The sequence below is a fragment of the Cupriavidus pauculus genome (assembly GCF_022179805.1).
Lineage (GTDB): Bacteria > Pseudomonadota > Gammaproteobacteria > Burkholderiales > Burkholderiaceae > Cupriavidus > Cupriavidus pauculus_E.
This window is the reverse complement of sequence record NZ_BPUO01000017.1, coordinates 45,898-71,354: the sequence shown is the minus strand read 5'-3', so window position 1 is coordinate 71,354 and position 25,457 is coordinate 45,898. Positions and strand designations below refer to the sequence as shown.

The window sequence follows — 25,457 nt, the reverse complement described above, 5'->3', positions numbered from 1 at the left end:
GTGGTTCAGGTCGGGGTTCAGATGCCATTCGGCAGCGGTGCGTCCGGATGCACCAGGCCGGCCTGGCGCACTTCGCGCCAGAAGTCGACCGGCACCTTCGCCTCCAGGGCAGCGCGGTCTTCCGCGATGCGTTCCGGCCGGCTGGCGCGCGGGATCACGGCTGCCACGGCCGGATGGGCCAGCGAGAACTGCAGGCCCGCCGCCTTCATGGTCACGTCGTGGCGATCGGCGATCGTCTTGATCGCCTGCACCCGCTCAAGAATGGCTGGCGTCGCCGGGGCGTACTCGAAGTTGGGGCCACCGACCAGTGCGCCCGAGCTGTAGGGCCCGCCCACCACGATGCCCAGGCCGCGGTCGGCCACTTGCGGCATCACCCGTTGCAGTGCCCGCGAATGGTCCAGCAGCGTGTAGCGGCCGGCCAGCAGGAAGCCGTCCGGCTGCGGGCCCTGCAGGTCGAGCAGCAGTTCGATGGGCTCGACGCGGTTCACGCCAAGTCCCCAGGCGCCGATCACGCCTTCGTCACGCAGACGGTCCAGCACCTTGAAGGCTCCCTTGCGCGCGCTCTCGAACACGCCGAGCCATTCGTCACCGTAGAAGTCCTGCGCAACGTCGTGTACCCACACGATGTCGAGCCGATCGGTCTTCAGTCGCTTCAGGCTGTCCTCGATCGAGCGCAGCGTCGCGGCCTCGGAATAGTCGTTGACGATCCGGTTGGCGCGGCCGTGGCGGAACACGTCGCCCTTCTCGCCCAGATCCCGGGCGGTGACGTCCTCCACCTCATCCAGGACCAGGCGGCCAACCTTGGTGGCCAGCACCACGCTGTCGCGGTCGCGGCCGGCCAGCACGTCGCCCAGGCGCGCTTCCGCCAGACCGGCACCGTAGAACGGCGCGGTATCGAAGAAGCGGATGCCGTCCTGCCATGCGGCGTCGACGGTTGCCTGCGCCTCGGCTTCGGGAATTGCGCGGAACATGTTGCCCAGCGGTGCGGTGCCAAAGCCCAGGCGGCCAGGGATGAGGTTCTTGAGGGACATGGTGCTCTCCGTTCGTGTTCGGTGGTGGTGTGACCGAATGATGGGCGCCGGACAGAGATTCATCCAATTTATTTCCTATAATTCAGTTTTATTGCTGACGATATATATTCAGATGCGATACGACATGAACCTGCTGCCGATCTTCGTGGCGCTGATGGAGGAACGCAGCGTGACCCGCGCCGCTGACCGCCTGGGCATGACGCAAGCGGCACTATCGAACGCGCTGTCGCGCCTGCGCATCGTGCTGCAGGACCCACTGTTCATCCGCGAGCGCTATGGCATGCGGCCCACCGCGAAGGCCGAGCAACTGGCCCCTGCACTGACCCAGGCGTTGGCTGCGATGGACATGGTGGTGCTCGGACAGCAGGACTTCGACCCGTCGCGCGCCGATCAGATCTTCACGATCGCGCCGAACAGCTACGTGGAATTCGTGTTGGTGCCAGCGCTGGTCGCCCGGCTGAGCGCACTCGCGCCGGGCATTCAGCTTCGGATGCTGCCGTTCGGCACCGACCTCGCCGAGACTGGCGTGAGCTCGGGCACCACCGCGATGGTGCTGGGCCGGCTCAGCGATGCACCCGACAACCTCGTCGTGCAACACATCGCGGACGACGGCCTGGCCTGCGTCGTGCGCACCGATCATCCGACGATCGGCAACCGGATCACGAAGTCACAGTACGAACGACTGAAGCACGTCAACGTGCTGCCCCCGGGCCGCCTGCGCGCCGGGCTGTTCCAGGCGCTGGACCGTCAGGGACTCAAGCGGGACGTGGTGGTGTCGGTCACGCATTTCGCGACCATCTCCGAGATCATCGCGGCCACCGACTATTGCGCCACGCTCCCGCAACTGATTTGCCGGCGCCTGGCCTTCGACCCGCGCCTGAAGGTAGTGCCGGCGCCAGTAGACCTGGGTACCTTTCCGCTACACATGGCATGGCACGTGCGCTATCGGCAGGACCCGGCGCATATCTGGCTGCGGTCCCTGGTCGCCGAGGTGGCCGGTTCGCTTTGATGGTGGCTCGCGACTTAGTTCACAGGCAACGCAATGCCCGCCTCCGCGAATACCTCTCGTACGGCGGACAATCCGTTCAACGCTGCCGGGAATCCCGCATAGACCGCCATTTGCATGACCACTTCCACGATCTCCGCCGGCTTGCAGCCGACATGCAATGCGGCGTGGATATGCACACGAAGCTGCGGCGCTGCATTGCCCAGCGCGCAAAGCGCCGCCACGGTAGCCAGTTCTCGTTCCCGCAAGCCGAGTCCGCCCCGGGCATAGATGTCGCCAAACGGGAACTCGACCACATACCGCGCGAAGGCCGGAAACGTCTTTGCCAGCGTTTCGACGACGTTGACACCCGTCTCGCCATCGACAGCTGCCAGCATCTGCAAACCACGTTCGTATCGTTCGGCGCTCATTGTTGTTCTCCATGAAGTGTTGGTACGGCGACTGTATGGCACGCTTCGAACATGCGGAATGACCAATCTCGTGATACCTTTTTGATATGTCTGAACGCCTCGATTCCCGATCCCTTTCCCTGTTCCTTGCGCTTGCGGACGCGCTGAGCTTCCGCCAGGCAGCGGAACGGCTGCACCTTTCCCAGCCGCCACTAAGCCGGGCGATTCGTGAGCTTGAGGAGCGATTGGGTACGCGGCTGTTCGACCGGAACACGAAAGGCGTCACGCTGACCGCAGAGGGAGAGAAGCTTGTCCCCTACGCACGCAGCGTCGCGAAGATACTGCGCGAGGCAGAACTCGCGCTCGCGGCCGAAGGGGTGCCGGCCAAGCTCAGGGTTGGCGTCACAAGCGCCGTGGAGCCGGCCTGGTTTCGTGGTCTGGCTCAACGGGTGCAAGCCGCTCACCCCGGCACGGTCGTGTCGACGTTCTCCGATACCTCGCCACGACTCGTCCGTCAGCTCCGGGCGGGCAAGCTGGACGCCGCCTTTATCGCGTTGCCGACGGAGGCGCAGGGGCTGGACGTACAGGAGCTCGACCGGCTGCCAATGATTGTCGCGATGCCTTCAGCCCACCCTCTTGCCAAGCGCAGGATCGTTGGCCTCGCGGACCTGCAGCGTGAGAAGGTCTTCTGGTTCGAGCGTGCGCGGCAGCCGGCGTTCTATGACCACTGCGAGGCGGTTTTTTCGCGGCACGGGTTCGCGCCGTCAAAGCTGAGGGAGCCGGCGGACCAACATGTCCTGCTAGGCGAGGTCGCGAATGGGCGGGGTATCGCGCTGCTGCCTCAATCGTTCACCACATTGAGGCGGGCGGGCGTCGTCTACAGGAAGCTGGTCGAAGGCGAGCAACTATCGGTTGGCATCGGACTCGCTTCGCCCACGGATCGGCCGGGCGTACGGGACCTGCTGGCAACAGCGGCCGAAGTAGATCGACATACCTGATGCCGCCATGCCCGATGCCCGATGCCGACGCGTCATCCTCTTGGCTCGATAGCGCGGAACTGGGCACACAGCCTGAACACATCTTCCGACAGCGCCTTCTGCTTCGCCTTGCCATAGCGGGTGGCCAGCTTCATCAGCTCCTTGATGTCGCGTCCGCTCGCCTTCGGATAGGCTGCGGTCAGCACATCCACCAGATCCTCGTCCAGCGTCGCGCCGCACAGCTCGGCTTGCAGGTGCCATAGGCGCGACGCATCCGTCTTGTCCGGCGTCTCATACTGGATGGTGGCAATACAGCGCGACAGGATGGCGTCATCGACATCACCGGTACGGTTGGTGGTCATGAATAGCAGGCCGCTGAAGTACTCCAGCGTACGCAGGAACTCCGCGACGATGGCGTTGTGCTCCAGGTCGTTGTCGCGGCGGCGGATGTAGACATCGGCCTCGTCCAGCAACAGCACGGCATTCCAGCGCATGGCCCGACGCAATATCTCCATGAGGCTCGCGCCCACCGATGCGGCGGTCGTACCCAACTGCCCGGAATGCACGCGATAGAGCGGCCTGCGCACGACTTCCGCGTACACCTCGGCGGTCAAGGTCTTGCCAAGGCCGGGCGCACCCTGGCAGAGGATGGTGGTGCCGCCCGATTTGCCCGGCACGAAATCCTGGACCAGCACGTCCATGTGCGAAGTCAGGATGTCGATCAGGTCGCGATGGTGGTCTGGCAGCACCAGCTTGTCGCGCAGCTCGGGCCGGTACCGGTATTCGCTCAGGTGCTGCACATGCACCCAGATGTTCCGGTGCCATTCCAGATGGAACAGATGCACGTAGCCGTGTAGCGGCATCTTTTCAAAGGCGGTGGCAACGCCGGCCTTGCGCCAGAACTCGGCGTCGCAGGTCACTTCGAAGCGGCGTTCGAGCCGTTCCTCGTCATTGATGCAGCGAGCCGCCACGCCGTCTCCAAGGCGCGCCAGCGCGACGGCGCCCTTGCCTTCCACGGTGAAGGCAGACCCCGTCGCAATGTACTGGGAACCGAAGCTGCGCTGGTAGCGCAAGAAGAGTTGCGCGTGCCGCTCGTATTCCTGGCGGAATTCCGCGCATTCCTTGAAGAATCCGAAATCGGCCAGGAGCTGCGGAATCGTCCGGTCAACGATCTCGTCTCGCGTGACGATGATCGACGTCGTCATGCCCGCACGACGCCGTGCGGGATCGGTCAGCTCCGAGTTGGCGGACAGCATGGTATTCGCCAGCATGTCGATGGCCACGTAGGCCATGCCCTGTTCGGGCTCCACGTGTCGAATGCGATGGACCAGCCACGGCAACAGCACGCCGTCGCGGCCGCGCTGATACAGCCAGCCGTCGATGACATCGCGCGACAGATAGGCAATCAGTCCCGCCACCAGCGGCTCCAGGCCGGGAATGGTGCGCGCCTGCGGCGCGTTGTAGACGTTATCCAGTGCCAGCATCTGGAAGGTCAGCTCACGCTCGTTCTGCGCCTTGCTCAGCGTGTAGAGCATATTCAGCGATTGCGCGTCAAACAGTCGCGCCGACACTGACATTCGGCCGTGACAGATGCCGTGCTCCTTGAGCTGCCGTGCCAGCGGGGATTCGGCCTCGACCATGGCAAGCAGCGGGTGGATCAGTGACTGCGGAATCTCGATGTTCATGGGTTGCACTCCGTTAGGGGCAAACGGCAAATCCCAGGGCTCACGACGGAGCGCTATGCCAGAAAGAAGCGGATGGCCTCGGTCACGATCGGCGGCTGGATCACGTGCGTGCCATTGAATTCGACATACTCGACGTCGTAACCGGCTGCCGTCAGCTTGGCGGCATTGGTGCGGCCGCTTGTCTGTATGGGCAACTGCTCGTCAACCAGCCCATGCGCGATGAAGACCCTTGGCGCGCCTTCCTGTGTGAAGACGGACATGAACCCGCCGGAGAACGCGATGACGTGGCTGGCAATGTCACCGTTGGTGATGCCGATCGACAGCGCGTAGCTCGCGCCATCCGAAAAGCCGGCAAACGCCAGTTGATCCTGGCGAATCCGGTAGCGTGACGTGACGGCCACCAGTGCCCTCTGCAGCGCCTCCAGGTCGGGCCCGTTGCCGCCGATGACTATGTCCCAGGTGGGATAGGTCGAATGCGGCGCCAGTACAAGGAAACCATGCGCGTCTGCATGCGGCTCGATGAAGGGCAGCACCTTTTCTGGAAAACCGCCGGCACCGTGAAACATGACCATCAGTGGCACGGGCCCCGGACCCAGCCCCGGCGGTACGTACAGCACGGCATCGCGCTCATCGGCAAGTCCAAGCCGGTGGCGCCCCGGGGGCAAGGGGTCCTGTGATGGCTCGGCATGCGTGAAAGACATCCGGCCTAGCAGAGAGGGATCGAACATGGCGGAGACGGGCACGATTTGGTGGTATGTAATATATCACCATTCTTGTGCATGTGGTGAGCCTGTGCGGGTCGCATGTCCTGGCATTGGCATGCAAAAAAACGACGGTCTGACCCGCTTATTTGCGAATGCGAATGGCTATCATTTATAATTCGCTCGCTTTTCATATCGGCCTTTCTCGCCTTGCCCTGACGCCCTCGTAGTCCCACATCCCGGCCGTGTTGCGCGATCCCGCCCACCCTCCGCTTTTTGCAGCGCTCCTGCGTCACTACGACGAACTGGTCGATCATGTACGCCGTCGGTTCGGCGACCGCCACTTCGCTCGCGACGTGTTGCAGGACGTATGCGTGCAATTGCTGGAGCGTCCGCCGGTCGGCGAGGTTGCGCAGCCGCTGGCGTTTCTGCGGCACGTCACCACGCATCGCGCCATCGACTGCTACCGTGCCCAGCGCACGCGACAGGCGCATGCCGATGCGTGGCAGGCCGACGGCGCAGTGACAGACGCGCAATCGCCGGATGTGGCCGACGCCATCGCCCATCGGCAGATCGTCGATCACCTGGAGCGCTGCATTGCCGCGTTGCCAAAGCGCTGTCAGGAGGTGTTTATCCTGCACCGTCTGCACGAAATGCCGCAGCAGGAAGTCGCGCTAAGATTGGGCATGTCGCGGGGCATGGTAGCCCGGCATATGGCGCGCGCCATGGCACTGCTGGCGCCTGCGTTCGACGGGATCGGGACGGCGACACCATCGCCCTCCATCCCCTCCGTGCCGCCCTCCCCCTCGCCATGAGCCATCCATCGCACCCCGTGCCAATGCCCGATTCGCCATCGCCACACGACGACCCGCTCGCGCCCTACCAGGCCGAATTGCGAGAGCGTTTTCCGTCCGTGGAAGCCATCACCGCCACAGCCGCTGCACGCCGACGCCGCCAGTCCCGCGTACGCGCCGGCGCGGCTGCCGCGCTGCTGGTGCTCGCTGGCGGCATCTGGCTGGGCGACCCGGCTTATCGCACCGAACACCTGAGCGCCGATGCAAATGCCCCGCGCACCGTGCAACTGGCGGACGGCAGTGAAGCCACCCTGGACAAAGGCACGCACCTGACCATTCGTTGGCGCCTGCGCTCGCGCGAACTGGCGCTGGAAGATGGCGAAGCGCTATTTACCGTCGCCCACGGCCTGCGCACATTCATCGTCACGGCGGGATCAACCAAGGTACGTGACATCGGCACGGTGTTCGACGTCCAGCGGTTGCCGCAACGCACGCGGGTGACTGTGATCGAGGGCGCGGTGGAGGTAGAAGCTGCCGGTGAAGTCCGGCGACTGCAGGCCAGCCAGCGTATCGACATCGGCCCGGATGGCCAGCTACCCCGCGCCACCACCGTCGACCCCGCACAGGCACTGGCCTGGCAGCGCGACAGGTTCTCGTTCGATGGCGTGCCCCTCGCCGACGCCGTGGCAGAGATGCAGGCCCTGTCGGGCATCCCCATCGTCCTGGACGATGCGCGCATCGCGCAGTTGCGCCTGTCCGGCGAATTCGATCGCGGTCAGGTGGCCGCCATCCTGCAACTCCTGCCTGGCATCCTGCCTGTGACGGTTCGCCGCGAGGCCAACGGCACGGTGCATCTGTCCAGCCGCTAGCCCGCTAAAAATTTTTTTCGCCGAAGGTGTACAAGCACGCGGCGCCGGACGGCAACTCCCATGTACAGGCCGAATCGATCGGCCTGCCCTGAGGAGTTTTCGTGATTTTCACCGTTCGTTCACAGTCCAGCGCACCGGCTTCCCGGGTTGCGACGCGGTCGCGCATTGCGCTGGTTCCCCTGCTCACCGCCATGCTTGCCGCTGGCGCCATTGCCCAGAGCGTCGCCCGTCCCATCGACATTCCCGCGCAGCCGCTGGGCCAGGCCCTGGCCGCGCTGGCACGCCAGTCCGACACCCAGATCCTGTTTGCCACGGCACTCGCCGAAGGCATTCGCGCGCCGGCCGTGCGCGGCACGCTGACGCCCGAAGACGCACTGGCCCGCATGCTCGCCGGCTCCGGTCTCCGCGTCGTCGAAAAGGGGCCGCGTACCTACTCCATCGTCCAGGCGCCGGTCGATTCCAGCGCCACCACGCTGCCGCTGGTCACCGTCAGCATGGATGCACGAGCCACCGCCACTGCCGATGGCGTGGTGCCGCTGCGCGCGGGCGGCGCCAAGACGAGCACACCGCTGATCGACACGCCGCAGACCATCAACGTGGTCACGCGCGAACAGATGGACGAGCAAGGCGTGCAGAGCGTCATGCAGGCGCTGCAGTACACGCCCGGCGTAATCAACCAGTATGGCGACACCGACGTACGCTATGACTGGCTCGCCGTGCGAGGCTTTGTGCCGCTGCGTTATCTGGACGGCCTGCGGCTGCCCTACGGCGCGCGCGGCTACTCGCAGCCCCGCATCGATCCCTATGCGCTTGAAAGCGTGGAAGTGCTGAAGGGGCCGGCCTCGGTCCTGTACGGCCAGAGTGCGCCGGGCGGCCTGCTCAACATGGTCAGCAAGCTGCCGCAGGCGCAGACGTCGCGCGAAGTGGTGCTGCAGACCGGCAGCCACGACCGCATGCAAGGTGCCTTCGACCTGACCGGCCCCATCGACGAGGACGGCAAGTTCCTGTATCGCGTGGTAGGGCTGGCACGCGACACCAATACCGAAATCGACTACCTGAACGAACGACGGCTGATGGTGGCGCCGAGCCTCACGTGGCGGCCCAGCGCCGATACGTCGCTGACGTTGATGGCCCAGTATCAGAAGATCCGCTCCGATGGCGGCGGCGCGCCGCCTGCCCTGCCGGCCGCCGGCACCCTGCTCCCGAATCCCAACGGCAGCATTCCGACCAGCCGCTTCATTGGCGAACCCGGCTACGACAAGTACGAAAGTGAACAGATGATGTTCGGCTACAAGTTCGAGCATCGCGCCAACGAGACCTGGAAGTTCCGGCAGAACGCCCGCTACAGCTATATCGATACCGATTCGCAGCGCGTGCAGGGCCTGTCCATGAATGCCGACCTGCGCACCGAGAACCGCTACGGGTGGGCGTTCCCCGAACGCAGCGGCGTGTTCTCGATCGACAACCAGGCCGAAGCGAGCTTCCGGACCGGGCCGGTGCAACACACCCTGCTGCTGGGCGCGGATTTCCAGTATGAGGGTGCGCGCTACGAGGAATCGCAGCTCGTGGCCGTGCGCGCGCTCGATGTCTTCAACCCGGTCTACGGTGCACCGGTGACCCGTCCGCCGCTGGGTACCCGCGTCGATCAGAGCCGGCGCCAGGTGGGCGGCTACATTCAGGACAGCCTCTCCATCGATCGCTGGACGCTGCTGCTGAGCGGCCGCTACGACTGGGCAGGCAGCAATACCGACACGTTCACCGCGCAAACGGGCCGGACGGTCAGCACGCGACAGAGCGACAACGCCTTCACCGGCCGCGCCGGCCTGGTGTACCAGTTCGATAGCGGCATCGCACCGTACGCCAGCTTTGCCACGTCGTTCCAGCCGCAGGCAGGCACGGGGCGCACCGGTACGCCGTTCGATCCCACAAAAGGCCGCCAGACCGAAGTCGGCGTCAAGTATCAGCCCAAAGGCGTGAACGTGTTTGTCACGCTGTCGGCCTTCGACCTTCGGCAAACCAGCGTCCTGACGCCCGATCCGCTGAACACGAACTTCAATACGCAGAGCGGTGAAGCGCGCGTGCGCGGCGTGGAACTGGAAGGCAAGGCAAGCCTGACGCGCGGACTGGACGTGGTGGCGTCGTACGCCTACACCGACACCGAGGTGCTCAAGGCCAATGCCAATGCGCGCGGCGCCACGACGCGAGGCAACGCCCTGCCCTTCGTGCCGCAACACCAGGCGTCGCTGTGGATGTACTACCAGTTCTTTGATACCGCGCTGCAAGGATTCGGGCTGGGCGCCGGCGTGCGCTACATCGGCCGATCCTACGGCGACGCAGCGAACGTCTACCGCATCCCGGCCGCCACGGTCTTCGATGCCGCGCTCAGCTACGACCTCGGCAAGTCGCCGCTGCAGCTTCGCGGGGTAAAGGTAGCCATCAACGCCACGAACCTGTTCGACCGCCGATACGTCAGCACGTGCATTTCCGCCACCGGCTGCTACTTCGGCAGCCGTCGCAGCGTGCTGGGTACGGTGAGCTACAAGTTCTGAGCGTCGGTAACGACAGGAATCGGGAGCCAATCCGCTCCCAACGCCCAACGCCGGCAGCCCTGGCGTTGGGCGTATTCACTCATCGTGACACCTCGGCGCGAATCGCAGCGCCGTGCTGGTCCAGGTCAGGTAGCGTTGCGTCGGCGCGCAACGCCTGCCCGATCGTCACGGGCAGCGCCGGCATGCGCAGCATCCGATTTCCCGGGCTGGATACGCTGACCAGTCGCTCCGGCGTGTGGGCTTCGGCATGGCGCATCGCTTCGCCCAGATCGCGCACGACGCCGCTGACGACGCCAGCCTCATTCAGCAAGACACACGCCTGCTCGGCACTCATCGTCGACAGCGCGTCGGCCAGCACCTGCCGCAAAGCCGTCCGGTTCGCCACACGCGCGGCGTTGTCGCGGAAGCGCGGGTCCTGGGCAAGCTCCGGCTTTCCGATGCACTGGCACAACCGCGCGAAGTGCTCCTGCAGATAGGCCGACAGCACGATCTTGCCTTCCTCGGTACCAATCACGTCGGCCGCTGGCGCCAGTGCCGGTTGCCCGTTGCCACACCGCGACGGCAGGGTGTCGTAGAGCTGGTGTTCGGCCCACTGCTGGCTCAGGGCGTCGGATGCCACGTCGATCAGCGACACCATGACATGTGCGCCCTGCCCGCTCACGCTACGCCGCACCAATGCAGCCAGCACGCCGGTCGCCAAGGTTCGGCCGGCCAGGACGTCGACGATCGTGAAGCCGACCCGCGTGGGATCTGCGTGCGCGTCGCCATTCATGCTCATCATGCCGCTTTCCGCCTGCGCCGCGATATCGAGTCCGGGCCGGGAAGCTGCCGGGCCGCTGTGCCCGAAGCCGTTCACCGATGCGTAGATCAGTTTGGGAAACTGCTCACGCAACTGGCTGGCGCCGAGCCCGTACTTTTCCATCACGCCTGGGCGTGCGTTCTGCAGCAGAACATCCGCGCCTTGCACGAGCGCCAGTGCTACGCCACGATCCTCGGCATCACGCAGATCGAGCACGATAGAGCGCTTTCCACGGTTGTAGGCCGAGAACATCGGTCCGCACTCATCCAACTGCCAACCGGAGCGGCGGCTTGCATCGCCACCCGGCGGCTCTACCTTGATCACGTCCGCCCCAAGGTCGGCCAGGATTTGCCCGGCGGATGGCGCCGCAATGAACTGGCCAAAGTCGATCACGCGCAGACCCGCCAGCGCGGCAGGCTCCTGACCACCAGTTTCCAAAGTTTGCATCGTTGTTCGCGTCCCTTTTTGTACTTACTCCGGCTTCACGCCGGCTGTCTCGGCGATGTGATGCCATGCCACCGTGTCGTCCGCGACCACCTTGCGGAACTGTGCTGGCGTCAGTGACGGCGACACCGGCACATTCAACGCCGTCAGACGATCACGAAAGGCGGGGGTGGCGATAGCCCGCAGCACCTCCTGGTTAAGCCGGTCCACCAATGCCTTGGGCGTGCCGGCGGGCGCGAACAAGCCATACCAGCTGGTGGTCGGAAACGGGTAGCCCTGCTCGCCCATGGTCGGCACATCGGGAAACTGCGGCAGCCGGCTGGTGCCGCTGACCGCAAGCGGAACCAGCCGACCGGCCTTGACCAGTCCGATCTGCGAGCTGACATCGACCCACCCCACCGGCAACGTGCCGGCTTGCACGTCGGTTGCCACGGCGGCTGTGCCCTTGTAGGGCGCATGGGTCATGCTGATGTTCGCCTTCTTCAGAAAGGTCTCCATGGTGAGATGGCCGCCCGAACCCATGCCCCACGACCCATAGCTCATCTCACCCGGCCGCTGCTTCGCATAGGCCACCAACTCCTTGAGGTTATGCACCGGCACCTTGGGCGAAGCGACCAGCAGGTTGCCGAAGCTGCCAATCTGGGCGATGGCTTCAAAGCGCTTCAGCGGGTCCGGGGCGCGCGTGTACAAGGACGGATTGACGACCATGGCGCCGGCATAGGTAAGCAAGAGCGTGTAGCCGTCGGGCGCGGCGGCGGCGACGTTTTCGCTGGCAATCAAGCCATTGGCACCCGGCTTGTTCTCGACCACGAATGGCTTGCCAAATGCGGTGCCAAGCTGTTCGGCAAGCACCCGTGCCAGCGCATCGGTGCCGCCTGCCGCCGCGCTGGCCACCACCAGTCGCACCGGCCGGTTTGGCCAGGCCGCCGGTTCCTGTGCCCAGGCCAGCGACGAAACCGTCGATGCCAGTGTCAGCGCCACCATGACGCCCAATCCATGCCTACGATTGCCGTTCATCCTCTGCCTCCTGTCTTGTCTTGTTGACTTGTGTCTGAGGTAATTGCCGTGGTTTCGGGCGGAAGCGCTTATTCGAAGGGCGGCTCCCCGTGCCAGTCGAAGAAGTCCGGCATATCCGTCGATACGCGGTCGACGAACGCGGCTGGTCGCTTGTCCAGAAAGCTCGCGATGCCCTCCTTCGCATCGTCCGAGCGGCCGCGCGATTGCAGTGCCCGGCTGTCGATCTTGTGCGCGTCCATCGGATGGGCAGCGCCGGCCATTCGCCAGATCATCTGACGCGCCATCGCAACCGATACCGGCGCCGCGTTGTCGGCAATTTCCCGCGCCAGGGCTTGCGCGGCCGGCAGCAGTTCGTCTGGCGCATGCAGTGATCGCACCAGGCCGCGCTCCAGCGCCTCTTCAGCGGAAAACACGCGCCCCGACAAACACCATTCGAGCGCGGTGGAGATGCCCACCACGCGAGGCAGGAACCATGACGACGCCGCCTCGGGCGTAATGCCCCGGCGCGCGAAGACCAGGCCGAACTTCGCCGAGGTCGACGCCATGCGGATATCCATCGGCAGTTGCATCGTCACGCCCACGCCCACGGCTGCGCCGTTGATGGCGCCGATGACCGGCTTCAGGCTGCGGAAGATTCGGGTGGTGACGCGGCCGCCGTTGTCGCGCCGCACGGTTCCGGCCTCGGTGCCGTAGCGCTTCTCGTAGTCAAACGTCGCACCGCGTGTCGAGAGGTCGGCGCCTGCACAGAAGGCCTTGCCGGCGCCGGTCACGATGACTGCGCGCACCGCATCGTCTGCATCGGTCGCGTCGAACGCCGCGATCAACTCGTCCGCCATCTGGAAATTGAAGGCGTTCATCTTGTCAGGGCGATGCAGCGTGATGGTGGCGATTCCATCCGCCACGTTGTACTGGAGAGTGTCGAACGCAGGACTTGTCGTCATGGGCGGAGGCGCCAGGGCCATCAGGTTGTCGGTGCCATTGACACTAGCAAGTCCGACTCTGCGCCTGCGATAACTGTTTCGCTATCTTGAACGTTCCTGGAAGGGCGTATGCCACCGTCGAAAAGCGCGGTGCGGGGATCTTGCCGAGGGGGATTGGGATGCGTGGCAGGTGTACCACGACCCCGAAGGTGACCAGGACGATGCCACGCCAGATGCCGGCGGATCGGCTGGTGATGAAGGGAGGCCCACTGCCGCCGCACGGGGCGACAAGCGGGCTGCCGCCGTCCGACCGGGTCGAACGGCGGAACCGCGACGACGCTTAGAACGCTGCGCGGGCCTGCACGTACACCATGCGCGGCGCGCCGACCAGGCGGCCGGCGTTGCTGTCGGTGGTACGCGTGTAGTAACGCTTGTCGAACAGGTTGTTGATGCCGATCGTGATGTCGGTGTTCTTGCGTTGCGGCAGCTTGAACATGGCCTGGATGTTCCAGGTGCGGAAGCCCGGGATCAGGCCGTTGCTGCCGTCAGCCGATTCCTGCACCGTGTTGGCCAGGTCGGCGTACTGCTTGCTCTGGTGCGTGGTCGAGACGTTGAACGTCCAGCTACGCCAGTCGTAGCGCGCGCCGATGGTGTCGGTGTTGCGCGAGTAGAACGGCACGTCGTTGCCCGACGTGATGCCCGACTTCTGGATGGCGCGCGTGTACGTGTAGTTGGCGTACAGGTTCAGGCCACCCAGCATGCTGCTGCGGTCGAACGTGTAGTCGATGGCCGCTTCCACGCCGTCGTGGTCGGTCGCGCCGATGTTCTGGAACGTGGCCGGGAACAGGCCCGGCACCTGCAGGATCTGGTTGTCGAACTTGATCTTGAACGCGGTCAGCTCGCCCTTGATGTAGTTGTCGGTCCAGCGCGTACCCACTTCGAACGTCTTGGCCACTTCAGGCTGCAGCGGGTTGCTCGGCGACTGCGAGTTGAGTTGCGTGTTCTGCACCGGGCCGAACGACGTGCTGTAGTCGGCAAACACCGTCCACGCGCTGCTCATCAGGTACGAGACGTTGATCGACGGCAGCGCCTTGTTGTTCAGGCTGTCCCACTGCGTGGTGGTGTTGCGCTGCTGGCGCGTGGTGTCGATATGCTCGAAACGCACGCCCGGCACGATGCGCCAGTTGCCGTATGCGATGCGGTCGTCGATGTAGACGGCGTGCGCATCGGTGGCGTTGTCGAACGTGGTGGTCGGGCCGTTCACGCCGGTCACGCGGTTCGTGTTGAAGGTGTTGTCGTCGCCGCGCTCGCGGATGTAGCGGTAGCCCACGGTCACGTCATGCGTGGTCGGGCCGACGCCAAAGCGCTGCGTGTAGCGCGGCTCGATACCGAACGTGGTGTAGTTGCGCGGCTGGTGCGCGATCACGGTGGCGCTCTGCTGCAGCGTGCTCTGGCGATAGCTCTCGTTGAAGAACGTGCGGATCTCGAATTCCTGGTTCGCGGAAATCGTGTTCACGTAGCCCAGGTCGAAGCCGTAGCGGTTGCCGCTCCAGTAGTCGTTGGGGCGCGTGTTCTGGAACGGATCGGCGTTGTACTGCGCCACGCTCAGGCCGCCCGGCGTCTTCGACTTGACGTCGTAGTACGACACCTTGCCGTACACCTGCGAGGTCGGCGTGATGTCGTAGGCAAACTTCACGGCCAGGTCGTTGACGTTGTCGTCGCTGCCCTTGCGCCATTCGCGGCCGGTCATGCCCGAATACAGCAGCGCGATGCCCAGGCCGCTATCCAGCGTGGTGCCCACGAACGCGTTGTACTGGGTGTTGTTGCCACCGCCCTCGGTGTAGATGTTCTCGCGGACCGAAGCCTCGCCGCTGAACACGCCCGGAATCGGCTTGGTGGTGAAGTTGATGATGCCGCCCACGTTCTGCGGGCCGTAGCGCACGGCGCCGCCGCTGCGCACCACGTCGATCGTTTCGATATTGCCCAGGCTCACCGGTGCGAACGACAGTTGCGGCTGGCCGTAAGGCGCCACCGCCATCGGAATGCCGTCCAGCAGCACCGTGGAACGCGGCGTGTAGCGGCCGGTCAGGCCCCGCACGCCGATGTTGAGCGAGACTGCGCTGCCGGCGGTGCCGGAGTTGTCGGTCGCCTGCACGCCGGGAATGCGGCGCATGACGTCGCCAATGCTCTGCGCGCCGCTCTGTTCGATCTGCTTCTCGTTGACCACGGTACGTGCGCCCGGGAAGGACTTCACGCTGTTCTGCAGGCCCGTACCGAGCCAATTGCCGGTTACCTGCACCGTCTCGAGCATCTTTTCCGTCTCGCCGCCCTGCACCGGCCCCGGCACGTCCTGCGCCGCTGCCGACAAGGGCGTCAGGCACAGCATCGAGACAGCCACCGCAGTGGCACACAGCGCGAAGTGGGGATTCGCAGATGACAACCCGCGACGGCTCGTACTCATGGTCTTCCTCTTGTAACTAGAAACTTACGAAAGGCCATGAATGTAAGTGATAACAGTTTGCATTTATACCCCGGCGTGCAAAAGTTACGTCCCATGTCTGCTTATTACGACAATGTGTTGCCGAAGCACGACATGAGTGCCAAAAGTGACGCATGTTGATCACTCAAAATGCCGTGACATCAACATTGCCCCTTCAGTCGATGGCGGTATGAATAGGGTGATGCACGCCCCACCTAGAGAGGGTGTGCGCCTTAAGCCCCCGCACCCATACTGACCGGCCACCGGACAAAGAGCCGGAAACAACCGGGTCAGAACAATGAATGCAGTCTCTTTTGTCGGGTACGTCGTCGCGTTTCTGATAGTCATCATCGTCGCCGCGCGCTGGATCTACCGAAATCACCCCGCCCTGCGGGACACCGAACCGTCGCCTCCGGACCCCCGACAGCCGGGCGCCAAGCGGCCAGACAGCGACGCCACGCGCGACTGAATGGCAAGCCGCCGGGAACTGCGGCGCACCTCCGTTGCCTGACCCTCTTGCGCCCGCGCCACGCGGAGTGCACGCTCGCGCCTGTGAGCCACAAGAACAAAGGGAACAAACATGGCAACTTCCAACAAGCTGCCGGCCTGGACCATCTGGTCTCCGCTGGCTGCCTGGGCCGCCTTCGGCCTGGGCGTTTTCGTGACGGGTCAAGCCTGGCTCATTGCCCTGATGGCCATCGCGCTGGCCGGTGCGGTGTTTGCCGCCGTGCATCATGCCGAGGTGGTCGCCCACAAGGTGGGCGAGCCGTTCGGCACGCTGGTGCTGGCCATCGCAGTGACGGTGATCGAGGTGGCGCTGATCGTGTCGGTGATGCTGTCGTCCGGCCCTGAAAAAGCCGGCCTGGCGCGCGACACCGTGTTCGCGGCCGTGATGATCATCTGCAACGGCATCGTGGGGATCTGCCTGTTCGTGGGCGCCCTGCACCACCGAGAGCAGGCGTTCCAGGCGCCGGGCGCCAATGCCGCCATGGCCATCCTGGTCACGCTACTGGGGCTGACGATGGTGCTGCCAAACTTCACCAGCACCGTGCCGGGCCCCGTGCTGTCGTCCGCGCAACTGGCGTTCTCTGGCGTGATGTCGCTGCTGCTCTATGGCTGCTTCGTGTTCGTGCAGACGGTGCGGCACCGCGACTACTTCCTGGTGGAAGGCAGCCGCGACGAGAGCGTGCATGCGCCGCCGCCCCCGGGAAGCGTAGCCACGGCCAGTGGCGTGCTGCTGGTGGTCTGCCTGGTGGCCGTGGTGGCGCTGGCCAAGCTGCTGTCGCCGTCGGTGGAAAAAGCCGTGGCCGATGCGGGCCTGCCGGCCGCCGTAGTGGGCGTGGTGATTGCGGCGCTGGTGTTGCTACCCGAAGCCCTGGCCGCCCTGCGCGCGGCGCGATCCGATCGCATCCAGACCAGCCTGAACCTGGCACTGGGGTCGGCGCTGGCCAGTATCGGCCTGACCATTCCCACGGTGGCCGTGGTGTTCATCACCATCGGACAACCGCTGGAGCTTGGGCTGAGCGCCAAGGAAATGGTGCTGCTGTTCCTGACGATGATCGTCGCGTCGCTGACGCTTGGGATGGGGCGCACCACTATCCTCCAGGGCGTGGTGCATATGGTGATTTTTGCGGCGTATTTGTTCTTGACGGTGGTGCCGTAGGCTGGGGGCGTTGCTAAAGGGCGTGGTTGTGGTTTGATGCGCTTGCCCTCACCCCCGCCCCTCTCCCGCTTGCGGGAGAGGGGCGCAAACCACCGGGGGGGATTACTTGTGGGACAAGAAGCCGATGACGGCGTTGCCGAAGGCTTCGGGCAGTTCCCAGTTGGACAGGTGCGCGGCTGGCAGGGCTTGATAGCGGGCGCCGGGAATCCCGTCGGCAACTTCGCGGCCTTGGGCGGAGGTGGTCGCCAGGTCGTGCTCGCCGGCGATCACCAGCACAGGCGCCTCGATGCGCGGCAGCAGGTCGCGCAGGTCCGCATCGCGTACCGCCGCGCAATTGGCGGTGTAACCCTTGGCACTGGCGGTCTCCAGCATCCGCCGCACCGGCGCCATCTCATCGCGGCGCGTCACCAGGTAGTGATCGGTAAACCAGCGCGCCAGCACGCCGTCGACGATGGCGTTCATGCCGTCGCGCTCCACCGTGGCGATGCGCGTGTTCCAGACCGACTCTGGGCCGATCAGCGCCGCCGTGTTGGCCAGCACGAAGCGCCCGAAGCGGGCCGCGTGGTGCCGCGCCAGAACCATCCCCGTCATCCCACCCATCGACAGGCCACAGAAGTGCGCCTGCGCGATATCGGCATAGTCCATGATGGCGACGACATCGGCGGCCAGATCCGCCATGCCGAACGACGCGGCCGGCAGTGCCGACCGGCCATGGCCGCGCGTGTCGTAGCGCAATACGCGGTAGTGGCGTGTCAGCGCGGCCATCTGCGGGTCCCACATTTCCAGCGTGGTCCCGAGCGAGTTCGACATGACGAGCCAGGGCTTGCCGGCGTCGCCTTCAATCACATAGTGCAGCTGTCGGGTCGGTTCAATCGGCATGGATGCCCCGCTCGCGGATCAGCGCGCCCCATTTGACCGTTTCGCGCGCCAGATGGTCCTTCAACTGGGCCGGCGTGCTGCCGATCGGTTCCGCGCCGATACCTGCCAGCCGCTGCTGCACGGACGGCTTCTTCAGCGCTTCGATCATGGCCTTGTTCAGCGTGTCGATGATTGCCGGCGGCGTCTTGGCGGGCACGAACGCGGCAAACCACGGCGACAGTTCATAGCCGGGCACGCCCGCCTCGGCCACGGTCGGCACGTTGGGCAACGCGGACGAACGCTTGCTGGTGGTTACCGCAATCGGCGTCAGCTTGCCGCTGTCGATATGGGGCTTGGCCGACGTGATGCTGTCGAACATGTAGTCCACCTGGCCGCCCAGCAGGTCGGTCATCGCCGGGCCCGATCCTTTGTACGGGATGTGCAGCAGGTCCACCTTCGCCATCGACGTGAACAGTTCGCCGGCCAGATGGATCGACGTGCCGTTGCCGGCCGATGCATAGGTGTACTTGCCGGGCTTGGCCTTGGCGCTGGCGATCACCTCCGCCACGGTCTTGGCCGGCGTCTTCGCCTTGTTGGCCACCAATACGTTGGGCACCACGGCCAGCAACGACACCGGCGCGAAGTCCTTGACCGGGTCGTAGCCGAGCTTGCCGTACAGCGCCGGGTTCACGGCCATGCCATTGGCCACGATGATCAGCGTATAGCCGTCGGCCGGCGAACGGGCCACCATTTCGGCGCCGATATTGCCGCCGGCACCGGGGCGGTTCTCCACGACGATGGCCTGGCCGAGCGTCTTCGACATGTCTTCGCCAAGCGTGCGCGCGATATTGTCCATCGCGCCGCCGGCGGGGAATGGCACCACCCAGCGGATCGGATGGTCGGGATAGGCCGCATGTGCTGGCGCGGACGCGGCGAACAGCATGGATGCGGAAAAGGCGATGGCAGCCGGCATGCGCGCCGACCGTTGCAGCAAGGACTTCATTTGTCTCCGTTCCTTCTTGTAATACGTCTTCTCATGCGGCCGATCAGCGGATCGACGACGGGTGCCGAGCCAGCGGCGTGACCTGGATCTTCATGTACGGGAACAGCGGCAGGCTGGACAGCATCGTGTGCAGTTCGTCGTTGGTTTCCACGTCGAACACGCTGTAGTTGGCGTATTCGCCCACCACGCGATACAGCGCCTGCCACTTGCCCTGGCGCTGCAGGTCCTGCGAATACGCCTTCTCGCGCGCCTTGATCTCTTCGGCCTTGTCGGCCGGCAGGTCGTGCGGAATCTGCACGTCCATCCTGACGAGGAACAGCATGGGATATCTCTCCGGTGTGTCTGCGAAATCGGGTCAGGCCGCCTTGCGGCGATAGTGCTTGAGCTTGTCCTCGTCGAGGTCCAGGCCCAGCCCCGGACCCTGCGGCAGATGCAGCGCGAAGTCCTTGAACACGGGGCGCTCGGTGACGATGTCATCCTTCACCAGCAGCGGGCCGAACAGTTCCGTGCCCCACGCCAGTTGCGGCAGCGTGCAGAAGCCGTGCGCCGCCGCGATGGTGCCCACGGCGCCTTCGAGCATCGTGCCGCCATACAGTGCAATGCCGGCCGCGTCGCCCACGGCTGCCGTGCGCAGCATGCCGAAGATGCCGCCCGACTTGGCGATCTTGAGCGCAAACACATCGGCCGCGCCCAGGCGCGCCAGTTCCATCGCGTCCTCGGGGCCGGTCACGGCCTCGTCGGCCATGATCGGCACCACGAAGCGCGCGGCCAGTCGGGCCAGCGCGGTGCGATGCTCGCGCGGGGTGGGCTGCTCGATCAGGTCGATGCCCGCGGCTTCCAGCATGGCAATGCCCGTGGCGGCTTCCGCCTCGTTCCATGCCTGGTTGACGTCGACGGTCACGCGCGCCCGGTCCCCCAGCGCACGCTTGATGGCCGAGACATGCGCCACGTCATCACGCACGCTGCGGCGGCCGATCTTGAGCTTGAACGTGTTGTGGCGGCGTTCCGTCAGGTAGCGCTCGGCTTCCTCGATATCGCGGCCGGTATCGCCGCTGGCCAGCGTCCAGAGCACCGGCAGCGTGTCACGTACCGCGCCGCCCAGCAGCGTGGACAGCGGCACGCCCAGGCGCTTGCCCTGCGCATCGAGCAGGGCCGATTCCAGCCCCGACTTGGCAAAGCGGTTACCACGCGCCACCTTGTTCAGCCGCGCCATCGCGCCGTGCACGTTCGAGGCGTCCTGCCCCACCAGCGCTGGCGCCAGGTAGGTATCGATCGCCAGCTTGATGCCCTCGGGGCTTTCGTCGCCATACGCCAGGCCGCCAATCGTGGTGGCCTCGCCAATACCCTCCACGCCATCGCTGCAGCGCAGCCGCACGATCACCAGCGTCTGCTGCTGCATCGTGGCCATAGCCAGTTGATGGGCCCGGATCGTCGGCAGATCGACCAGGATGGCTTCGACGGAGGAAATCGTTGCTGTCATACCTTTTCCATGCAAGAAGACTTGTTGAACCGAGTATGGACCTTGACTTCACTGGCGTCCAAGACCGAAGATGTCTCGATTGATACCCTACAGGTATGCTTTGACTTGCTTTGCTTTTGCTCCCCTCTCCCGCGCGCGGGAGAGGGGTTGGGGGTGAGGGCATGCGGTTCTGCTTGCTGACCAGTCGCAATTTGCACCGCCGCGCCCTCTCCCCCGGCCCCTCTCCCGAAGGGAGAGGGGAGAAAACAATCGGGATAAATTCGCCGACATGGAACTCCGACACCTTCGCTATTTCCAGACCGTTGCCCAGGAACTCAATGTGACGCGGGCGGCAGAAAAGCTTCACATGGCCCAGCCGCCGCTGTCACGGCAGATCCGGCAGTTCGAGGATGAAGTGGGGGTGGCGCTGTTCGACCGCGTGGGCCGCGGCCTGAAACTGACCGAGGCGGGCCGCTTTCTGCTGGAGCAGTCGTTGCAACTGACGCAGCGGCTGGAAGAGACGCTGGAGGGCACGCGGCGCATCGGCCGGAACGAGAAGCGCTGGTTCGGCATCGGCTTCGTGCCGTCGGTGCTGTATGGCGTGCTGCCGGAACTGATCCGCGAGCTGCGCGGCGACGACAGTGATGTGGAAGTGGGCCTGACCGAGATGATCACGGTGCAGCAGCTGGAAGCGCTGAAGTCTGGCCGGATCGACCTGGCCTTCGGGCGACTGACGTTCAATGACGCCGCGATCGTCCAGCAGGTGGTGATGGCCGAGTCGCTGGTGGCGGCCATGCCGATCACCGCCCCTGTGCCCGCCGTGCCGTTCGATGCGGAATCGCTGGCTCGCCAGCCGCTGATCCTCTACCCTGCCCGGCCGCGCCCCAGCTATGCCGATCATGTGCTGTCGCTGTTCCGTGCGCAGGGCCTGCAGCCACGCGTGGTGCAGGAAGCCAACGAACTGCAGACGGCATTGGGACTGGTGGCGGCGGGACTGGGTATCACGCTGGTGCCGTCGTCGGTGCAGCGGCTGCATCGTGATGACGTCCGCTACGTGCCCGCCGAGGCACCGGGCTTTGTCTCACCGGTGATCATGAGCTACCGGGCCGGCGATACCTCGCCGCACCTGGCGCGCGCAATTGCCTGGGTCAAGGCCCAGGCGTGAAGGCTAGGCCGATACCATCCGCGATTTGGCGGCCACCTTGCGCGCATCCTTGCGGCGCCCATACCAGCCGCCCACCACCAGCAGTACCGCCACGGCGATGATGTCGCCGGTCAGCGCCACGGGCCGCGTGGGACGACCGCCGGCCACGCCGTAGGTCAGGCCCTCGATGCCCACGGACACCACGGCACCGAGCACGAAGCAGAACAGGCTGTGGCGCCCGATCTGCACCACCGGCCCCATGAAGCTGGCCAGCCGCCCCACCCAGCCCGCGCGCACGGCCAGGTAGACCAGCCACGCCAGACCCAGGAAGCTGACCACGCGCAGTGCCGCCAGGCTCTGCTTGGGCAGCGGGAACGCCAGCGTCGGAATCCACGCGGGCAGCCAGGCTTCGTACAGGTGCGGACGCATCCACAGGTAGGCCGCCGCCATGCACACTGCCGCCACCACCACGGCGCCGGCCGTGAACGCGCGGCGCACCATGGTCTGCTGCGGCAGGATGAAGTCAGGCCGCAGCCGTGCGAGCAGGCCCATCGCAAACATCAATTGCCAGGCAAACGGATTGAAGCTCCAGCCGCGCGGCTCGCTGCTGGGCAGCAGCGGCAATAGCGTTGGCGACATGATCCACAGCGCCACGCTGCCGCAGATGAACGCCAGCGGCTGCGCGCGCGCCCAGCGAATGGCCAGCGGCGCCACGCCAATGAACACGGCATACATCGGCAGCACATCGGAAACAAACGGCTGGCGCGCCAGCCCAATCACCTGCAGCAGCGTGGCCACGGGTTGCGCCATGAAGTCGAGCGCCTCGGTGGCGCGCACGGCGGGCGCGGGAATCTTGCACATGGCCAGCACAAAGCCGAACAGCAGCATCAGCACGCCGGTCAGCACGAACGCCTTGTAGATTTCCCAGCTACGGCGGCGCAGCCGCTTGCGCGCGGCACTGGCACCGTCGCGCGCTTCCATGGCCAGGTACGCGGCGCCAGCCGAATAGCCCGCCAGGAAGACGAAGACTTCGGCGGCATCGAAAAGCTGGAAATTGCGGATCGTATAGTCGGCCAGCACACTGCCGTTGACATGGTCGACCACGATGAAGAGCAGCGCGATGCCGCGTATCAGGTCGATCTCGGTGCGCCGCTGATTGTTGTTCACTGCTGCGTTCACAGGCGTACATCCCAAAGCATGCCTGCGGCTTCGGGGGCGCCACGCGGCAATCACGGAGCGAATTTTACCGTGACCTTCAGGGTTTACCTGTACCAAACAGTGTTTCAGCAGGTTACGGATCGGAATTCGCCAAACCGCGATGTGCTGTCTGGATTATTCGGCTGCATGGTCAGATTTACCATGCGCAACAGGCTCGATATTCCAATTATCAAATCGCATTTTACGAAATCATTATTTCCAATTTCGCCTGGCGCCCACAATCTCGTGGGCTTTTCTATAATGCCCCTCGCTACAGTGCCCACCGTCCGACATCGTTCCGTCGTGCCGTAACCCGTTCGTCGAGGAGCAAGAAATGAGTTACATCCCACAGTGGCTTCATAACGAGGTCAACGATTATTTCGTCGTGCCGATCCGTACCGCGCCGCGCACGGTTTTGGACATTGGTGCCAATATCGGTGCATTTGCCCGCCGCGCTCACGCAGAATGGCCGGCCGCGCAGGTATTCTGTTATGAACCGATGCCATTCAATGTGGAAAAACTCCTGCAGAACGTGGATAGCAGCTGGTGCCAGGTCGAGCCCTACGCCGTACGCGCGGAGGCGGGAGTACAGGATATCCACATCGGAGACATGTTCGTCACCGGCGGTTTCTCACAAACCTCACGCACGACCTCGCAAACCATTCAGGTCAATTGCGTCGCAGCGGCAACACTGCCTTCCTGCGAACTGGTGAAAATCGATACCGAAGGTTCGGAAGTCGAAATTCTGACGCATTTGAATCTGGAAAAGACGCAAATCCTCATGCTGGAACACCACAGCCTTGCCGATGCGGAGACGCTCAAGCGCATGCTCTGCCGGCATTTGAACTGGTGCATGACGAAACGTCGCGCGAAGTCGGAACGGAGGTGTTTTTCCGCCGCGCCTGATTTACACGGTTACGGATAATCAAATCGCCGAATACGCGCTGTGAAGTCGTGCGAACGTTCGCCGGCCCGCAGCGACCACGGCGTCCGCATCGTGCGTGGTCTGCGCCCGCACGATCATGCCCTCGATGCAGAGAATGGCCTCCTCGGCCACTTCGGCTGGCGTGACCAACCCCAGCTCCGCGGCAATCACGGCGGCGAAGTGCTGCAGCGATTCCTTGTGGGACACGGCTTGCTCCAGCAGCCGGGGGTCGTCTCCGGCGCCGCCGCCCGATTCGGCCACCATGTTGATGAAGGCGCAGCCACGGTAGTCCTCGGTGCCGAACCATTCGCCCAGCGTGTCGGCCAGTGCGTCCAGGTTGGGCCGCGCCACCAGGCGGCGACGGACACCCGCCTCGAACCAGCCCATCCAGTAATCGTGCCGGCGCTGCAGGTACTCGAAGATCAGGTCATTCTTCGACGCAAAATGCCGATAAAGCGACATCTTCGCCACGCCCGATTCGGCAATGATGCGGTCGATGCCCGTGGCGCGGTAGCCATCGCGATAAAACAGGCGCGCGGCGGTGTCGAGAATGCGGTCGCGAGCGGAGGGAGTAGCCATGGCGCGGGTCGGTCTGGTGCGGAAACGACTGTCATTATAGGAGACAGGTCTGTCTTGTCACCTAACTCGCGTCATGCGGCATGGCTTTCGTGGCGCTCCGGCAGTTGGGGCGTGAAGCAGCGCCGCTGAATCTCGCCGCCCTTGGCCACCAGCATTGTCGCCTCCGGGATTTCCTCCCACACGCCCTGCACGTCGATCAGCGGCTCCGACAACACCAGGAATGCGTCGTCGCCGGCGGCGATGATGCGCGGATCTTCGGGATAGAGCGCCCGCAACTGCTTGAACGACGTGCTATGGAACAGCGAACGCGAGTCACGCTCGCTGGAATAGCGTGCCGCCACGATCTGCCGGCCATCGGTCACGCACACGGTCATGTTGAGCGGACACTCGATATCGTGGCGATGCCCCACTTCCTCGATCAGCCCCGCCATCTGTTCCAGCGCGCTCTGCGGATCGCGCTCCAGGCCAAACGTGAGCGCCAGGAAAAACATCACCTCGGAATCGGTCGAACCCTCAATCCAGCGGAACAGATGCGGCGCCACCGACATCATCAGGTCGCGCCGCACCACCGGGTAGTCGCGGATCAGCCCGTTATGGGCAAACAGCCAGCGCCCGAAGCGGAACGGGTGACAGTTGGTCTCCTGGGTGGGCGTACCGGTTGCCGCCCGCACATGCGCCACGAATAGCGGCGTGCGCACGGCACGCGCCGCCTCGCGCAGATTGGTGTCGCTCCAGGCAGGATGCAGGCAGCGATACCGGAACGGCAGTTCGGAATGCCGCCCATACCAGCCCACGCCAAAGCCGTCGCCATTGGTGGTGGTGTGCCCCATCCGCGCGTTCAGGCTCTGGTCGATCAGGGAGTGCTCAGGCTGAAACAGCACTGCCTCCATTGGGACGGACCGCCCCGAATAGGCCAGCCAGCGACACATGATGCGCTCCTCCGGTTGTTGAAAGTGCGTGATCTCCACT

23 protein-coding genes are annotated in these 25,457 nt (G+C 64.7%); 8 read left to right on the top strand and 15 right to left on the bottom strand.

Features of this window, described 5'->3' with window-relative positions:
* Positions 1–17 precede the first annotated feature (17 nt).
* Positions 18–1,031 carry an aldo/keto reductase gene (locus MFF62_RS26145; RefSeq protein WP_238266051.1) on the bottom strand — a complete coding sequence of 338 codons (1,014 nt, stop codon included), beginning with the start codon at positions 1,029–1,031 and terminating at the stop codon, positions 18–20.
* 112 nt (positions 1,032–1,143) lie between these two features.
* Here MFF62_RS26145 and MFF62_RS26140 point away from each other — a divergent pair, with 112 nt between their 5' ends.
* Positions 1,144–2,040 (top strand): LysR family transcriptional regulator, encoded by an 897-nt coding sequence (locus MFF62_RS26140; RefSeq protein WP_238266050.1) that lies wholly within the window; start codon positions 1,144–1,146, stop codon positions 2,038–2,040.
* A gap of 14 nt (positions 2,041–2,054) precedes the next feature.
* Here the strand turns inward: MFF62_RS26140 and MFF62_RS26135 are convergent, their stop codons facing one another.
* Positions 2,055–2,447, bottom strand: a complete 393-nt coding sequence (locus MFF62_RS26135; protein WP_238266049.1) for a carboxymuconolactone decarboxylase family protein — start codon at positions 2,445–2,447, stop codon at positions 2,055–2,057.
* Positions 2,448–2,533: 86 nt separating this feature from the next.
* On the opposite strand from MFF62_RS26135, the gene MFF62_RS26130 reads away from it, so the two are divergent.
* The gene (locus MFF62_RS26130) at positions 2,534–3,424 is read left to right on the top strand and encodes a LysR family transcriptional regulator (RefSeq protein ID WP_238266048.1); all 891 of its coding nucleotides are present in this window, start codon (positions 2,534–2,536) and stop codon (positions 3,422–3,424) included.
* 32 nt (positions 3,425–3,456) lie between these two features.
* On the opposite strand, the gene MFF62_RS26125 is transcribed toward MFF62_RS26130, so the two are convergent.
* Complete coding sequence (locus tag MFF62_RS26125) at positions 3,457–5,088, bottom strand: ATP-binding protein (protein ID WP_238266047.1); 1,632 nt, start codon at positions 5,086–5,088, stop codon at positions 3,457–3,459.
* A gap of 53 nt (positions 5,089–5,141) precedes the next feature.
* The gene (locus tag MFF62_RS26120; RefSeq protein ID WP_238266046.1) at positions 5,142–5,816 is read right to left on the bottom strand and encodes an alpha/beta hydrolase; all 675 of its coding nucleotides are present in this window, start codon (positions 5,814–5,816) and stop codon (positions 5,142–5,144) included.
* Positions 5,817–6,034: 218 nt separating this feature from the next.
* On the opposite strand from MFF62_RS26120, the gene MFF62_RS26115 reads away from it, so the two are divergent.
* The 3 genes from MFF62_RS26115 to MFF62_RS26105 all read left to right on the top strand — a co-directional run bounded on the left by MFF62_RS26115 (position 6,035) and on the right by MFF62_RS26105 (position 10,001).
* On the top strand, positions 6,035–6,604 hold the full coding sequence (locus tag MFF62_RS26115; protein WP_238266045.1) for an RNA polymerase sigma factor: 570 nt from the start codon (positions 6,035–6,037) through the stop codon (positions 6,602–6,604).
* A 23-nt stretch (positions 6,605–6,627) separates the two neighbouring features.
* Positions 6,628–7,452 carry a FecR family protein gene (locus tag MFF62_RS26110; RefSeq protein WP_238266044.1) on the top strand — a complete coding sequence of 275 codons (825 nt, stop codon included), beginning with the start codon at positions 6,628–6,630 and terminating at the stop codon, positions 7,450–7,452.
* A 101-nt stretch (positions 7,453–7,553) separates the two neighbouring features.
* Positions 7,554–10,001: a TonB-dependent siderophore receptor gene (locus MFF62_RS26105; RefSeq protein ID WP_238266043.1), complete on the top strand. Its 2,448-nt coding sequence runs from the start codon at positions 7,554–7,556 to the stop codon at positions 9,999–10,001.
* A 79-nt stretch (positions 10,002–10,080) separates the two neighbouring features.
* On the opposite strand, the gene MFF62_RS26100 is transcribed toward MFF62_RS26105, so the two are convergent.
* The 4 genes from MFF62_RS26100 to MFF62_RS26085 form a co-directional block, all read right to left on the bottom strand.
* Complete coding sequence (locus tag MFF62_RS26100; RefSeq protein ID WP_238266042.1) at positions 10,081–11,247, bottom strand: CaiB/BaiF CoA transferase family protein; 1,167 nt, start codon at positions 11,245–11,247, stop codon at positions 10,081–10,083.
* Between the two features lie 24 nt (positions 11,248–11,271).
* Positions 11,272–12,261 carry a Bug family tripartite tricarboxylate transporter substrate binding protein gene (locus tag MFF62_RS26095; protein WP_238266041.1) on the bottom strand — a complete coding sequence of 330 codons (990 nt, stop codon included), beginning with the start codon at positions 12,259–12,261 and terminating at the stop codon, positions 11,272–11,274.
* A 68-nt stretch (positions 12,262–12,329) separates the two neighbouring features.
* Positions 12,330–13,202, bottom strand: a complete 873-nt coding sequence (locus MFF62_RS26090) for a crotonase/enoyl-CoA hydratase family protein (RefSeq protein WP_238266040.1) — start codon at positions 13,200–13,202, stop codon at positions 12,330–12,332.
* Between the two features lie 319 nt (positions 13,203–13,521).
* Positions 13,522–15,642, bottom strand: coding sequence for a TonB-dependent receptor family protein (locus MFF62_RS26085; RefSeq protein WP_238266039.1), 2,121 nt, complete (start codon positions 15,640–15,642; stop codon positions 13,522–13,524).
* A 598-nt stretch (positions 15,643–16,240) separates the two neighbouring features.
* Between MFF62_RS26085 and MFF62_RS26080 the strand changes: the two genes are divergently transcribed.
* Positions 16,241–17,323 (top strand): calcium:cation antiporter, encoded by a 1,083-nt coding sequence (locus tag MFF62_RS26080; protein WP_238266038.1) that lies wholly within the window; start codon positions 16,241–16,243, stop codon positions 17,321–17,323.
* Positions 17,324–17,425: 102 nt separating this feature from the next.
* Here MFF62_RS26080 and pcaD read toward each other — a convergent pair whose 3' ends face one another.
* Genes pcaD through MFF62_RS26060 form a run of 4 tightly spaced genes read right to left on the bottom strand, consistent with a single transcriptional unit; the run spans position 17,426 to position 20,664 of the window.
* The gene (gene pcaD / locus MFF62_RS26075; protein WP_238266037.1) at positions 17,426–18,202 is read right to left on the bottom strand and encodes a 3-oxoadipate enol-lactonase; all 777 of its coding nucleotides are present in this window, start codon (positions 18,200–18,202) and stop codon (positions 17,426–17,428) included.
* Positions 18,192–19,184, bottom strand: coding sequence for a tripartite tricarboxylate transporter substrate binding protein (locus MFF62_RS26070; RefSeq protein ID WP_238266036.1), 993 nt, complete (start codon positions 19,182–19,184; stop codon positions 18,192–18,194). Before MFF62_RS26070 ends, pcaD begins: the two co-directional genes overlap by 11 nt.
* Before the next feature lie 43 nt (positions 19,185–19,227).
* Positions 19,228–19,506, bottom strand: a complete 279-nt coding sequence (gene catC / locus MFF62_RS26065; protein ID WP_238266035.1) for a muconolactone Delta-isomerase — start codon at positions 19,504–19,506, stop codon at positions 19,228–19,230.
* A 33-nt stretch (positions 19,507–19,539) separates the two neighbouring features.
* Complete coding sequence (locus MFF62_RS26060) at positions 19,540–20,664, bottom strand: muconate/chloromuconate family cycloisomerase (RefSeq protein ID WP_238266034.1); 1,125 nt, start codon at positions 20,662–20,664, stop codon at positions 19,540–19,542.
* A 268-nt stretch (positions 20,665–20,932) separates the two neighbouring features.
* Between MFF62_RS26060 and MFF62_RS26055 the strand changes: the two genes are divergently transcribed.
* Positions 20,933–21,808: a LysR family transcriptional regulator gene (locus MFF62_RS26055; protein WP_238266033.1), complete on the top strand. Its 876-nt coding sequence runs from the start codon at positions 20,933–20,935 to the stop codon at positions 21,806–21,808.
* 3 nt (positions 21,809–21,811) lie between these two features.
* Here the strand turns inward: MFF62_RS26055 and MFF62_RS26050 are convergent, their stop codons facing one another.
* Entirely contained in the window at positions 21,812–22,954 is a 1,143-nt protein-coding gene (locus MFF62_RS26050) for an OpgC domain-containing protein (RefSeq protein WP_238266032.1), read from the bottom strand.
* Between the two features lie 364 nt (positions 22,955–23,318).
* On the opposite strand from MFF62_RS26050, the gene MFF62_RS26045 reads away from it, so the two are divergent.
* The gene (locus tag MFF62_RS26045; protein WP_238266031.1) at positions 23,319–23,909 is read left to right on the top strand and encodes an FkbM family methyltransferase; all 591 of its coding nucleotides are present in this window, start codon (positions 23,319–23,321) and stop codon (positions 23,907–23,909) included.
* Here the strand turns inward: MFF62_RS26045 and MFF62_RS26040 are convergent, their stop codons facing one another.
* Entirely contained in the window at positions 23,910–24,488 is a 579-nt protein-coding gene (locus MFF62_RS26040) for a TetR/AcrR family transcriptional regulator (RefSeq protein WP_238266030.1), read from the bottom strand.
* A 71-nt stretch (positions 24,489–24,559) separates the two neighbouring features.
* On the bottom strand, positions 24,560–25,417 hold the full coding sequence (locus MFF62_RS26035) for a class II glutamine amidotransferase (RefSeq protein WP_238266029.1): 858 nt from the start codon (positions 25,415–25,417) through the stop codon (positions 24,560–24,562).
* Positions 25,418–25,457 lie beyond the last annotated feature (40 nt).